Raw genomic sequence first — 13,186 nt, forward strand, 5'->3', positions numbered from 1 at the left:
GGGGTGCGGCCGGCCCGGGCACCGGCGTCCGGCAGACCCGCCTCCCCCGTCCCGGAGCACCCGCGGCCGAGCGTCCGCGCCGAGCAAACAACCTATTTGCCCGATTACCATGACTACGTGGATCCGTATCCGACTCCTCCGGGTGGTGGTCGCGGTGACCGGACGCCGGTCACCGGAGTACGCCCGGAGATCCTCGCCTCCTGGCAGCGGTCGCAGTCGCTCGGCATCGACCGCGAGAGGGCGGCCCTGCCGATCGAGAGTGACCTGGATCCCGACTCCCTGCTGATCAGGGCTGCCGCACCGGTGCTGGACCGCCTGTGCGAACGGTTCTCGGGCGTGCCGGTGACGGTGGCGCTGACCGACTCGCGGGCGAACATCGTGGAACGGCGGGGCGACCCGGCGGGGCTGAGGCTGATGGACGCCGCCTCCCTGGTGCTGGGCGCCAACGTCGATGAGCGGTTCATGGGGACCAGCAGCGTCAGCATGGTGCTGAGCACCAGGGCGCCGTTCGTGGTCGTCGGCCACGAACACTTCCTGCACGACCTCAAGAAGCTCACCTGCATGGCCGCGCCGGTGTGCGACCCGGTGGGCGGCGCCGTGCGGGGTGCGGTCAACCTCTCCGTGCCCCAGGTGCTGGCCGACCCCGGCATGGCGCTGGTCCTGCAGGACGCCACCGAGCGCATCGGGGAACGTCTGCTGGAGCTGGGCACGGCCCGCGAGCTGGAGCTGATGCGTTCCTTCCGCAAGGCCAGGAAGCTCGGCGGGCATGCCGAGCTGGACCTCGGATCGGGAGAGCTGTCCCGGCTCGGCGGACCGTCGCCCCGGCTGGCCCCGCAGGAGCGGCTGATGCTGCTGGAGCGTGCCGTCGAGCTGATCTCCTCGACCGGTGAGGCGTTCGCCGAGGTCCCGCTCGCGGGCGGTCGCACGGCGATGCTGCGCCGCCGGGAGCTGCACCACGGCGACGCGGAGGGCGCGGCGGTCGAGGTCAGCTTCGAGGGCACCCCCGGCACGGAGACACCGGGCCCGGCCGTCGTGACCGCCCCCGACGGCCGTCATGTGCCGCTCCTGAACCGCCCCACCGCGGCAGCGGGGGTGAACGCGTCCGACGCGGCGGCGAAACCGCACGCCGCCGGATCGACCGACGCATGGCTGCTGCTGGTGGGCGAGCCGGGCGTCGGCCGGCACGCCGCCGAGGCGCGCGGGCGGCTGTCCCTGCTGAACGAGGCAGGCGTCCGGCTCGGCACCACCCTGGACATGTGGCGCACCGCCGAGGAACTGGCGGAGATCGCCGTGCCGCGCTTCGCCGACCTGGTCGTCGTCGACCTGGTGGAGAGCGTCCTGGCCGGCGAGGAGCCACCGCCCGGACGGCTGCACTCCGACGTGGCGCTGCGCCGGGTGGCCGTCTGGGCGGGCGAGGACTCCCTCGACACCCCGATCGGCCGCGTGGACGAGCCGGCCGACTACCCCGCCGGCACGCCCCAGGCCCGGTGTCTGGAGACCGGGCAGCCGGTCACGGACTCGGTGCTGACCGCCGCCCTGGCCGGGCACCCGGCCGGCCGGGTGCACCCCGTCGACCTGCTCGGCGAGGGCGTGCACTCCTACCTGGGCGCTCCGCTGTCCGCGCGGGGCTCCGTCCTGGGCCTGGCGGGGTTCTACCGCCGTGGCAGGACGAGGCCGTACGAGCAGGACGACCTGGCGCTGGCGGGCGAGCTGGCGGCCCGCGCCGCGACCAGCGTGGACAACGCCCGCCGCTACCGCCGGGAGCACCACGCCTCCCTCACCCTGCAGCGCAGCCTGCTGCCGCACGCCCTGCCCCGGCTGAGCACCGTCGAACTCGCCTCACGCTACCTGCCCGCGGACGCCAGGGCGGGTGTGGGCGGGGACTGGTTCGACGTGATCCCGCTGTCCGGGATGCGGGTGGCGCTGGTCGTCGGGGACGTGCCCGGGAACGGTCTGCAGGCGGCAGCGACCATGGGCCGGCTGCGCACGGCGGTGCGGACGCTGGCCGGGCTGGACCTGCTGCCCGAGGAGGTACTGGTCCACCTGGACGACCTGGTCAGCCGCACCCCCGACGAATCGGCCGACGAACAGGACCCCGCGACCGGGGCCACCTGCCTGTACGCGGTGTACGACCCGGTGTCGTGTCGCTGCACGGTCGCGCGGGCCGGCCATCCGCCGCCCGCCCTGCTGACGCCGGACGGGGAGGCGCGGCTGATCGACCTGCCGGCCGGTCCGCCGCTCGGGCTCGGCGGGATCCAGCCGTACGAGTCCGCCACCGTCGACCTGCCCGCGGGCAGCCTGCTGACGATGTACACCGACGGCCTGCTCAAGGAGAGCCGCGGTTACGGGGACACCGAGGCGCGCACCGGGCGGCTGCTGGCCTCGCTGAGCCGCGCCGGTCCGGCGCTGGAGGACATCTGCGACCGGGTCGCGGACACCCTCCTGCCCGGCGGCCCGCACGACGACGTGGCCCTCCTGCTGGCCCGTGTGCACGCGCTGCCCGAGGACCGGGTGGCGTCCTGGGAGTTCCCGTCCGACTCCTCGGTCGTGGCGCGGGCCAGGGCACTGACCCGTGCCCAGCTCGCCGCCTGGGACCTGTCGGAGCTGGACTTCAACACCGGGCTGGTGGTCAGCGAGCTGGTCACCAACGCCGTGCGGTACGGCGGTCAGGGGCCGGTGGGCCTGCGGTTGCTGCGCGACGACTCACTGATCTGCGAGGTCTCCGACCGCAGCAACACCTCTCCGCGCATCCGGCGGGCGGCCACGACCGAGGAGGGCGGGCGCGGCCTGTTCCTGGTGGCGCAGTTCACCAAGAGCTGGGGCGCCCGTTACATGCCGCAGGGCAAAACGGTGTGGGCCGAGCAGATCCCCCAGCCCGAGCAGCCCGCGCCGGAGACGGACGAGCAGGCGCTGCTGGCCATGTTCGACGACCCCGGCTGACCCGCCGGCCGGCACCACGGCCGCAGACCGCGATGCCGCGGACGGCCGGGCCGCACCCCTCCCCCGGCACCTCGTCGGTGGCGGCCGGGGTGCTCCGGGCGGAGGGCGGCCACGCCCTCCGGGCGCCACCGTGACCACGAGGAAGGAGGCGGCGGCCGTGCGAGGAACAGCCGTGCACACCGACGGGCACGCCGGTGAGCGGAGCACACGGACGCACTCGGTGCCCTCCGGCTGTGCGACGGCCGCTCCGTTCCCGCCCGTCCGGGAGGTGACGGGCGCGTGAGCCGCATCCTGGTGACCGGTTCGACGGACGGCCTGGGACGTGCCGCGGCGGCCTCATTGCTGTCCGAGGGGCACGAGGTCGTGCTGCACGCCCGGAACCAGCAGCGCGCGGCGAGCCTCGGTCCGCTGACCGACCGCGGGGCGGACGTCGTCACGGGTGATCTCACGGAACGCGACGCCGTACGGCGCATCGCCGCCGAGCTGAACGGCGCCCGACCGCTCGACGCGGTCATCCACAACGCCGGCGTCTGGAGCGGGCCCCCGGTCATGCCGGTCAACATCGTCGCGCCGTACCTGCTCACGGCCCTGCTGCGCGGACCGCGCCGGCATGTCTACCTCAGCAGCGGCTCGCACTTCAGCGGGCGTCCCTCGCTCGACCGGGTCGACTGGCGGGGCCGAAGCGCGGGCTCCTACGCCGACAGCAAGCTGTACGTCACGGCACTCGCCGCCGCGGTGGCCCGCCTGCGCCCCGGAACGCTGAGCAACGCGGTGGATCCGGGCTGGGTGCCGACCAGGATGGGCGGCCCCCACGCGCCGGACGATCTCGAACTCGGCCACCGGACACAGGCGTGGCTCGCCTCCAGCGACGATCCCGAGGCCCTGACCAGCGGCGGGTACTGGTACCACCGCCGGCGGACGGAACCGCACCGCGCCGTCCACGACGAGGCGTTCCAGGACCGTCTCCTGCGCACGCTGGCCGGGGAGACGGACACCGTGCTCTGACCGGGCGCCGCCCGGGGCGGACACGGGACCGCCGCGAGTCCGTCGTCCGGCGGAGCTCACGGGGCCGCGGTGGGCAGTGCGCCGCGGCCCGCCGGGGTGAGAGCCGTCACGGTGTGCGGAACCCTCGGAAGGTCACCTGCCTGCGGGTGGTGAAGCCGAGCCGCTCGTACAGGGCGATGGCGTCGCCGTTCGCCTCGGCCACGTGCAGGAAGGGGCGTTCGCCGCGGGCCAGGATCCGCGCGGCGAGCGCACCGACCAGGCGTGCGGCGTGGCCTCGCCCGCGTGCCTCGGGAGCGGTGCAGACGGCGCTGATCTCGGTCCAGCCCGGAGGCCGCAGCCGCTCCCCCGCCATCGCCACCAGCACGCCGTTGTCGCGGATGCCGAGGTAGGTGCCGAGCTCGTGGGTGCGCGGCCAGAACGGCCCCGGCCGGGTCCGCGCCACGAGGTCGAGCATCTCGGCCACGCTGTCCGCGCCCAGCCGGACCACCTCGGTCCCGGTCTCCCGGTGGGAGTGGTCGGGCCGGGCGGTGCCGGGCCGGATCATCTGGCGGCCCTCGAGACGGAAGACCGGCTCCCAGTCCGGCGGCGCGGTGGCCGGACAGCTGAACATGTCGGCGAGTTCGCCCGGCCCGAGCAGCCGGGCCAGGTCGGCCCATTCCGCCGCGTCCGGGCCGGCGGACACCGTGGAGAAGGTCGCGACTCCCGGCAGGTAGGCGGCGGCCCGGCCGAGCCGGCGGGCGAGATGCGCGTGGTGACCAGCGAGTGACTGACCCACCGGGTCGTCGAGTGCCGGGACGTCCTGGTCCACCACGGTGCCGTACCTCTCATGTCGTGCGCGGGAGCCGGTCACCCGCACCGCTCGACGCCAGGGGCGTCCCGATCCCGCAAGAGCCATAAGCTCGCGCCGGCCACCCCTTCTGCGACAGGCCGGTGAGCACGGCGATCATAGACATGCGTCTCGGGGGAGACCCGAAGCGGGCCGCTCGGCCACCGGGACGCGCGGACGGCGGCCCAGCGGTGCCTGCCGTGAAGCCGCCCGGATCCGGACCCGATGGCCTCTTCGAGTTCGTGCTCGGCGGTGCAACGCCCCTGGGCGCGGCCGGGGCCGGGGACGTGGTCGGTCCACCGCACGAAGCGGGCGCCGCCTGGTGGGACGAGCGACGGCTCCGGACCGGCCCCGGCCTGGACCGCCTGCCCCCGTACTGCGCCGCATCGAGGCGGGGCCGCCGGTGCTCTGGTCAGCCGTTCCGGCACAAGGCGGGTGTGCCGCCGCCGATGCCGTGCCGGCCGGGAAGGGCTGTCGAGCCCTGTCCCCCGCCTCCGGACGCCGCTCACTTCGGCACCGCGCGCGCGGCGACCGCCACGCAGAGGGCGGCGAGGAGCAGCGTGGCCAGAGCCGCACGCAGGTCCCACTGATGGGCGAGCGCACCGATCACGGGAGGTGCCAGCAGGAATCCGGGCCACTGCCCGACGACCACCACCGACACCCCTTCTCCCGCGGTCAGACCAGGCTGACTGCCGGCCACGGCGAAGGCCGACGGAGTGACACAGGCGATGCCCACCCCGAGCAGCGCGAACCCGACGAACGCCGCGGCCGGGTGCGGCCGGGCCACCACCACCACGGCGCCGAGCCCGGCCGCGAGGGAGGACAGGCGAAGGAGTCGACGCCGTCCGAGCCGTTCGGTCAGCCGGTCACCGCGCAGCCGTGTCACCGCGACGGCCACGGCGTACGCGGTGTAGGTGGCGGCGGCGGCAGAGGGCGCCAGCCCCAGCGAGTCGGCGGCGTAGATGGCGCTCCACTGCGTCACCGCTCCCTCGATGAAGGACGCCTGGAAGGCGATGAACGCCAGGAGCAGAAGCCGCGGGGTGACACGTCGCCGGATGCGCCCCGGCAGCCCTCCTGCCCCGTGGTCGCGGGTGGCGGGCCGCTGATCGGGGAGCCAGCGGCCCGCCGTGAGCAGGCCCACGCCGAGCACCAGGCTGGTCACGGCCATCTGCGCCGCGGGGGTGATGTCCAGCGCGGCGGCCACCGTTCCCAGCAGACCTCCGCAGAGCAGGGCGAAGCTGAAACAGGCGTGGAAGCCGGACAGCAGGGGTCGGCCGTAGCGCCGTTCGACCTCGGCCGCCTGGGCGTTCGTGGGGGCGGACAACAGGCTCGCGGCGAACCCCCAGGTCGCGAAGCCCGCGATGAGGGCTCCCGGCGTCGACGCCGACGCCGTCAAGGGGGCGTTGACCAGGATCAGGGCCGCGCCCGCCCAACTCATCCGGCGCATGCCCGTCTGCCCGATCAGTACGGTGACCAGGGCCAGGGCCGCCAGGTCACCGCCCATGGAGGCGGTGTTGGCCAGTCCCCACGCGGCCTCGTCCATGCCGACCGCGTGCCGGATCTCCGGCACGCGGGCCGACCATCCCCCGACGGCCGACCCCATGATCACAAAGACGAGACAGACGGAGAGCCTGCCCCTCACGACTTCCCGGGCAGGAGACGGCCGCACACCCGATTCGTTCACCTGGTCCCTTCCTCGAACGCCGAAGGCCGAAGGCCGGACGCCGGACGCCGGACGCCAAGAAGAATCGCAAACCCCCGCCTCCCACCGGCTCCTGGCTTCCCGCGAGCCCGGCGAGTGGGCCCGCCCCCGGCCCGCCCGGACCACCAGGGCCTCCAATCCACCATCCCGGACGGGAGGGCCGTCAGGCGGGATCACGTCATTCACCGCGGGTCGTGACGCGAAGACGCACAGGCTGTTCTGTGGCCTGTCCCCCTGTCGGGGGTAGACGACGATCACAACCAGACGCCGATCACCGAAGGAGACCGGTCGTGAACAAGGGCAAGCAGATCACGGGCGCGGCCCGTGAGGAACTCGCGCGGGAGATGAAGAAGGAGTACGAGAAAGGTCTGTCCATACGGGCCATCGCCGAAGCGCACGGACGGTCGTACGGATTCGTCCACCGCGTGCTCACCGAGGCGGACGTCCCTCTGCGCAGCCGGGGCGGGGACCGCCCGCACCGACGGCTCGAGGAGGCCGGGCGTCCCCGAAGGTGACGACGGCCGTCCCGCCGGGGGCTCGGCCCCGCGGCTCCTGCGGCGGGCCGATCCCGGCGGGGACCGTCCTCCCCACCACGGGTTCGGCGCCGGGACCGGTACCGCTCTTGGCCGCCGTCCCCCTCACCCCGCTCGTGGAGGCCGCCGCACGAGGTGAGGGCGGCGACGGGGACGGGGACGGGAAGGAACGGACGAAGGCCGGGCGTTCCGTGACCCGGTGGGCCGTACGCGGCGGCACGGCCCACCGGCCGTCCGGACCGGATCCCGGCCTCGCCCCACGGCATCGTCAAGATGCTCGACGAACACGGCGGTCACCGGGCGGACGCGCGTGCGCACCCGGACGTGGCCCGGGAAACCGAGGAGGCGTTCCACGCGCTCGCCGGCCGCTGCAACATCCCCGAGCAGCACGGGACGTCCCACCGGCACCTGGACAACCGATGGCGCTCGCAGGCCCGTCGAGCTTCGGAACGGAACACCGCTGCCGCGTCACCCGTCAGGGTCCGGCCGGGTGCTCGTAAGCGCTGATCCGCTGTCGTCCGGGCCCGACGCCGTGCCAGGATCCGACGCATGCCAGTCCGATACCCGCGCCCCCTGCGTCCCGGTGACCGTGTCGGTGTGACCGCTCCGTCGAGCGGGGTCGCAGAGGGACTGCGCCGGCGGCTGGACGTCGCCGTCCGCGACGTGGGGGCGCGCGGGTACGAGGTCGTCGTCGGACGGTGCATGGACGGCTCCGGACACGTCAGCGCCCCGGCCGCCGAGCGCGCGAGCGAACTGATGTCGATGCTGACCGATCCCACCATCCGGGCCGTCGTGCCGCCCTGGGGCGGGGAGACCGCGATCGACCTCGTCCCGCTGCTCGACTGGGACCGGCTGCGGGAGGCGGAGCCGACCTGGCTCGTCGGGTTCTCCGACATCTCGACCCTCGTCACACCGCTGACCCTGCTCACCGGCACGGCGACCCTCCACGGCAACAACCTCATGGACACGCCCTACCGCGTGCCCGAGGGACTTCTGTCGTGGCTGGACGTCGTCGCCGCGCCCCCGGGCCACCGGTTCACCCAGACCCCGCCCGGCCGCCACCGGACCACGGGCTTCGACGACTACGCCGCCCTCCCCGGCGTACGCGAGTACACGCTCGACTCCCGGGGCACGTGGACCCGACTCGACGGCACCGGTGCGGTGGAGACCCGGGGGAAGGCCGATCGGCGGCTGCATCGAGACGCTGTGCAATCTCGCGGGGACGCCCTACCTCGACGTCACGGCCTTCGCCCGCACCCGGTCCCCGGAAGGGCTCCTCGTGTACGTGGAAGCAGCCGGGGACGACGCCTTCACCATCTGCCGGAACCTGCACGGCATGAGGCTCGCCGGGTTCTTCGACCGCGCCAACGCTATCCTCGTCGGGCGGACCGGCGCACCGGACAGCAGCTCCCTCACCCAGCACGAAGCCGTCCTCGACGCTCTCGGCCCCCTGAACGTGCCGGTCATCGCCGACGTCGAGTGCGGCCACGTCCCGCCCTACATGCCGATCGTCAACGGCGCCCGCGGCCGCGTCGTCCACTCCCCCGGCCGGAGCGAGCTGACGCAGACGCTGGACTGACGTGCCGGGCCGGACGCCCGGCACGGGGGAAGCACGACGGTGCCCCACCAAACCCCGCGCACGCGCGTGATCGGCCGACGGGCCCGCCGGCGCGCCGACGAGTGGCCCGACGCCCCGTCAGCGCACGCCGCGGTCGCGGGTCTCCGGGAGGGTGTCGTCGTGAGGGAGGGCGCAGGACGGCGTGGGCGCCGGGCCGAGGGGGTTTCGAGGCACTTCGAAGGCGTGCCCGCGCCACCGGCGCGTTCCGGGGCGCGGCCCGGCCGTCGCGGCGGCCGGGCCGCGCACGCCGGCGACCGCCTACTGCGGCTTGGTCGCGATCTGGATCAGATTGCCGCAGGTGTCGTCGAAGACGGCGGTGGTGACGGGGCCCATCTCCAGGGGCTCCTGGGTGAAGCGGACGCCGAGGCCGCGCAGGCGTTCGTACTCGGCATTCACGTCGTCGACGGCGAACTGGGCGAGCGGGATGCCGTCCTTGACGAGCGTGTCGCGGTAGGGCTTGACGGCCGGGTGGCCGGCGGGCTCCAGGAGGAGTTCGGTGCCGTCGGGCTCGTCGGGCGAGACGACGGTCAGCCACCGGTCCTCCTCCCCCACCGGGACGTCGTGCTTCTTCACGAAGCCGAGGATCTCGGTGTAGAAGTGCTCAGCCTTGGCCTGGTCGTCGACGAAGACGCTGGTCAGGTGGATCTTCATGGGGTGTCGTCCTCCGGTCCGGATGGGTCGGGCACGAGCCATCGCTCGGCGATCTGCCGCAGCGGGGCCGTGTTGAGGTCGTGGAACTTGTAGCGGCCCTCCCGCCTGGTCTCGACGAGGCCGGCGGCCTCCAGCACGGCGAGGTGTTGGGAGACCCCCTGGCGCGAGATGCGGAGCTGGTGCTTCATGCTCAGTCGTGAGCAGATCTCGAACAGTGTCTGTCCGGACTTCTGCGTGAGCTCGTCGAGGATGGTGCGACGGGTGGGGTCGGCCAGGGCCTTGAAGAGGTCGTCGGCCACGGCCACAGGATAGGCAAGTAATCACTTGCCTATCAAGTCGGGAAGCGCCGTCTCCCCCGGGCCACCCGTGAGAGCCCGAAAAAAATCGGACGGCATGTCGAGAAACCGCGGCCGGCTCCGTCCCCGGGGTGAACGCGACCACAATGGGTCGTACCAGCACCGAGGAGAAGCACCATGGCGAAGTACCTGCTGCTCAAGCACTACCGCGGCGCCCCGGCTTCGGTCAACGACGTGCCCATGGACCAGTGGACGCCGGAGGAGATCTCGGCGCACGTGCGGTACATGAACGACTTCGCGGCCCGGCTCGAGGAGACCGGCGAGTTCGTCGACAGCCAGGCGCTCGCCCCCGACGGGATGTTCGTCCGGTACGACGGAGAGGGCCGCCCGCCGGTCACCGACGGCCCGTTCGCCGAGACCAAGGACCTCATCGCCGGCTGGATGGTGATCGACGTCGACAGCCGCGAGCGCGCCGTCGAGCTGGCCGGGGAGCTCTCGGCCGCCCCCGGGGCGGGCGGAAAGCCGATCCACGAGTGGCTCGAGGTGCGTCCGTTCCTGACCGCGTCGCACACCGTCACCGAGTGATCCACCGATGGACGACGTCCTGCTGAGGAGCCTCACGCCGAGCGTGCTCGGGATCCTCGTCCGCCGCGGAGCCGACTTCGCGGCGGCCGAGGACGCCGTGCAGAACGCACTGGTCGAGGCGGTCCGCCTGTGGGCGGCCGGCCCTTCCCCGAGCCCTCGGCTCCGCTCGAGCGGGGGAGACCCCGTCCGGGACGTGAAGGGCTGGCTGGTCACCGCGGCCTGGCGCAAGTTCCTCGACGCGACCCGGGCGGACGCCGCCCGCCGCCGGCGCGAGGACCTCGTCGACGCGGAGCCGGCGCCCGGGCCCGTGCCCGCCGCGGACGACACGCTCCAGCTCTACTTCCTGTGCGCCCACCCGTCGCTGACGCCGTCGTCCGCGGTCGCGCTGACGCTGCGCGCCGTCGGCGGGCTCACCACCCGCCAGATCGCCCGGGCCTACCTGGTGCCCGAGGCGACCATGGCGCAGCGCATCAGCCGGGCCAAGCGCACCGTCTCCGGCGTGCGGTTCGACCGGCCCGGCGACGTCGCCACCGTGCTGCGCGTCCTCTACCTGGTCTTCAACGAGGGCTACTCCGGCGACGTCGACCTCGCCGCCGAGGCCGTCCGGCTCACCCGGCAGCTCGCGGCCGCGATCGACCACCCCGAGGTGTCGGGGCTGCTCGCCCTCATGCTGCTCCACCACGCCCGGCGCGCCGCCCGGACCGCGCCCGACGGCAGCCTGGTGCCGCTCGCCGAGCAGGACCGCGGCCGATGGGACACCGGGGCGATCGCCGAGGGCATCGGGATACTCCAGGCGGCCCTCGCCCGCGACCGGCTGGGCGAGTTCCAGGCCCAGGCCGCGATCGCGGCGCTCCACGCCGACGCGCCCGCCGCCGAGGAGACCGACTGGGTGCAGATCGTCGAGTGGTACGACGAACTCACGCGCCTGACCGACAGCCCGGTCGTCCGGCTCAACCGCGCGGTGGCCGTCGGCGAGGCCGACGGGCCGCGCGCCGGCCTGGCGGCGCTCGCGGCGCTGGACCCCTCGCTGCCCCGCCACGCCGCGGTGGCGGCGTACCTCCACGAGCGCGACGGCGACCTGGCGACGGCGGCACGGCTGTACGCCGAGGCGGCCCACAAGGCGCCCGACCTCGCCGAGCGCGACCACCTGACGCGCCGGGCGGCCCGGCTCAACGCCCGCCGGCGTCGCTGACGGGCCGCGCCCGGATCCTCCCCCGGCCCCGTGGATGCCGGCAGCAGCGGGCGACGCACGTGCGCGTCGGCGCCCGCACCCGCGCCCCGCCCGCATCCGTATCCGCGCCCGCGGACGGTCCCGGGCGTGTCCGGCAGGCCGGCTCCCGGGGCCGTCGCGCACACGGCTCCACGGCCATGAGGTCCTGCGACCGGATCCGGCGGGCTGTCCGGGCACACCAGGCCCCCCGGCCGGCTCCTCGGCTCCGGATGTGACGCCGCCGCCACCGGGAGCCCGCGCACCGCCTTCCGGGCGGCCGACCGTCCCGCAGGGGCCCGCCGGGCCCGGGGTCCCGGGGCGGTTAGGGTCGGTCTTCGGCCACGGCGTGCGAGGTCAGGAGAACAATGGCTCGGTCAGGGAGGCGTCTGTGAACGTCGGTGTGCAGCGGGGTGCGATCGCCGCCGTGCAGGTGCTCGGCCTCGCCGTGTGGTTCTCCATGTCGGCGGTGGTGCCCGGCCTGCGAAGCGCCTGGGGGCTCTCGGCCGGCGGCGCGGTGTGGCTGACGGCCTCCGTGCAGTGCGGCTTCGTCGCCGGGGCCGTGGCCTCGACCGCCCTGAACCTGGCGGACCGCGTCCCGCCCCAGCGCCTGCTCGCCGCCAGTGCCGCGGCAGCCGCCGCCTGCACCGCGGCGCTGGCCCTGTTCGCCGACGGGCCGGCCGTCGCCGTCCCGCTGCGCTTCATGACCGGGGTGTTCCTGGCCGGGGTCTACCCCACCGGCATGAAGCTCATGGCCTCCTGGGCCGGCAGCGCCGGACGGGGCAGGACCATGGGCGTCCTCATCGCCGCCCTCACCCTCGGCTCCACCCTTCCCCACCTCATCGCCGGGCTGGGCTCCCTGCCCTGGCGCGGTGTCCTGCTCGCCGCGGCGGCGGCCGGGCTCGCGGGCTCCGTCATATCCCTGGCCTTCGTCCGGCCCGGCCCCCACGCGGCGCCGGCCGCGCCCGCCCGCAACCCCCGGTACGCGCTGACCATGTTCACCGAGCGCGGGCCGCGCCTGGCCAACCTCGGCTACTTCGGGCACATGTGGGAGCTCTACGCCCTGTGGACCTGGATCCCGGCCTTCCTCCTGGCGACCGACGCCGCGGGAGACCTGCCGGGCTCGGTGGAGGTCACGGTCTTCCTCACCATGGGCATCGGCGGGGTGGTCGGCTGCCTGCTCGGCGGCTGGGGCGCCGACCGCTTCGGCCGCCCGCCCGCCGCCCTGGCGGCGCTCCTCCTCAGCGGCCTGTGCTGCCTTCTCTCCCCGCTCTTCTTCCACGCCCCGCCGGCGCTCCTGCTCGCCTTCTGCACGCTGTGGGGCGCCGCCGTGATCGCGGACTCAGGGGTGTTCTCGACATCGCTGAGCGAGGTCGCCGACCGCCGCTACGTCGGGACGGCCCTCACCGGGCAGACCGCGATCGGATTCGCCCTCACCGTCGTCAGCATCCAGCTCACCCCCCTGCTGGCCGAGGCCGTCGGCTGGCGCCACGCCTTCCTCCTCCTCGCCCCCGGGCCCCTTGCCGGCGTCCTCGCCATGCGCGCCTTCGGCAGCCGCGCCACACCCCTCCCCTCCCCGCACGGCACTTCCTGACGCCCGGTGATCACCCGCACGCCGCCGCCGGCGAGCGGTCGGGCCGGACGGGCCGGGGACCGGCGGCCGCCGTCACGTACGGCCCGCGGATCGCGGGCTCCCGTGGCGACGGCCCGGACGGCGAGGCGTGCGAGGGCCCCCTCCACCGCGGTGGGCGGGGTGTCGGTGGCTCCGGGGGGGAGAAGACGTCCTGTCCGGAGGGCGAAGGCCGCCAAGGCCTCCGGATCGG

General features: G+C 74.5%; 10 protein-coding genes and 1 pseudogene. 7 read left to right on the top strand and 4 right to left on the bottom strand.

The genetic code is table 11. From position 1 onward, the window contains the following. The first annotated feature begins 117 nt into the window (after positions 1–117). Together GL259_RS03265 and GL259_RS03270 are read left to right on the top strand one after the other, a co-directional pair. Positions 118–2,940 (top strand): SpoIIE family protein phosphatase, encoded by a 2,823-nt coding sequence (locus GL259_RS03265; protein WP_159528991.1) that lies wholly within the window; start codon positions 118–120, stop codon positions 2,938–2,940. A 279-nt stretch (positions 2,941–3,219) separates the two neighbouring features. After that, complete coding sequence (locus GL259_RS03270) at positions 3,220–3,945, top strand: SDR family NAD(P)-dependent oxidoreductase (protein ID WP_159528993.1); 726 nt, start codon at positions 3,220–3,222, stop codon at positions 3,943–3,945. Positions 3,946–4,051: 106 nt separating this feature from the next. On the opposite strand, the gene GL259_RS03275 is transcribed toward GL259_RS03270, so the two are convergent. Together GL259_RS03275 and GL259_RS03280 are read right to left on the bottom strand one after the other, a co-directional pair. Continuing rightward, a complete protein-coding gene (locus tag GL259_RS03275) occupies positions 4,052–4,756 on the bottom strand; it encodes a GNAT family N-acetyltransferase (protein WP_159528995.1) in 705 nt (234 codons plus the stop codon). 520 nt (positions 4,757–5,276) lie between these two features. Further along, complete coding sequence (locus GL259_RS03280; RefSeq protein WP_347814608.1) at positions 5,277–6,374, bottom strand: MFS transporter; 1,098 nt, start codon at positions 6,372–6,374, stop codon at positions 5,277–5,279. A gap of 389 nt (positions 6,375–6,763) precedes the next feature. Between GL259_RS03280 and GL259_RS03285 the strand changes: the two genes are divergently transcribed. Continuing rightward, positions 6,764–6,988: a helix-turn-helix domain-containing protein gene (locus tag GL259_RS03285; RefSeq protein WP_159528999.1), complete on the top strand. Its 225-nt coding sequence runs from the start codon at positions 6,764–6,766 to the stop codon at positions 6,986–6,988. A gap of 567 nt (positions 6,989–7,555) precedes the next feature. Beyond that, a pseudogene (locus GL259_RS03290) lies at positions 7,556–8,585 on the top strand (S66 peptidase family protein). 297 nt (positions 8,586–8,882) lie between these two features. Here the strand turns inward: GL259_RS03290 and GL259_RS03295 are convergent. Together GL259_RS03295 and GL259_RS03300 are read right to left on the bottom strand one after the other, a co-directional pair. Continuing rightward, the gene (locus tag GL259_RS03295; protein WP_159529001.1) at positions 8,883–9,275 is read right to left on the bottom strand and encodes a VOC family protein; all 393 of its coding nucleotides are present in this window, start codon (positions 9,273–9,275) and stop codon (positions 8,883–8,885) included. Then, the gene (locus tag GL259_RS03300) at positions 9,272–9,574 is read right to left on the bottom strand and encodes a metalloregulator ArsR/SmtB family transcription factor (RefSeq protein ID WP_159529003.1); all 303 of its coding nucleotides are present in this window, start codon (positions 9,572–9,574) and stop codon (positions 9,272–9,274) included. The genes GL259_RS03295 and GL259_RS03300 overlap by 4 nt, the downstream gene beginning before the upstream one ends. Positions 9,575–9,748: 174 nt before the next feature. Here GL259_RS03300 and GL259_RS03305 point away from each other — a divergent pair, with 174 nt between their 5' ends. The 3 genes from GL259_RS03305 (at position 9,749) to GL259_RS03315 (ending at position 12,957) form a co-directional block, all read left to right on the top strand. Next, entirely contained in the window at positions 9,749–10,156 is a 408-nt protein-coding gene (locus GL259_RS03305; protein ID WP_159529005.1) for a YciI family protein, read from the top strand. Between the two features lie 7 nt (positions 10,157–10,163). Beyond that, positions 10,164–11,348, top strand: a complete 1,185-nt coding sequence (locus tag GL259_RS03310) for a DUF6596 domain-containing protein (RefSeq protein WP_159529007.1) — start codon at positions 10,164–10,166, stop codon at positions 11,346–11,348. A gap of 406 nt (positions 11,349–11,754) precedes the next feature. After that, positions 11,755–12,957: an MFS transporter gene (locus tag GL259_RS03315; RefSeq protein ID WP_159529009.1), complete on the top strand. Its 1,203-nt coding sequence runs from the start codon at positions 11,755–11,757 to the stop codon at positions 12,955–12,957. Positions 12,958–13,186 lie beyond the last annotated feature (229 nt).

Source organism: Streptomyces sp. Tu 3180 (assembly GCF_009852415.1).
Taxonomy (GTDB): Bacteria; Actinomycetota; Actinomycetes; order Streptomycetales; family Streptomycetaceae; genus Streptomyces.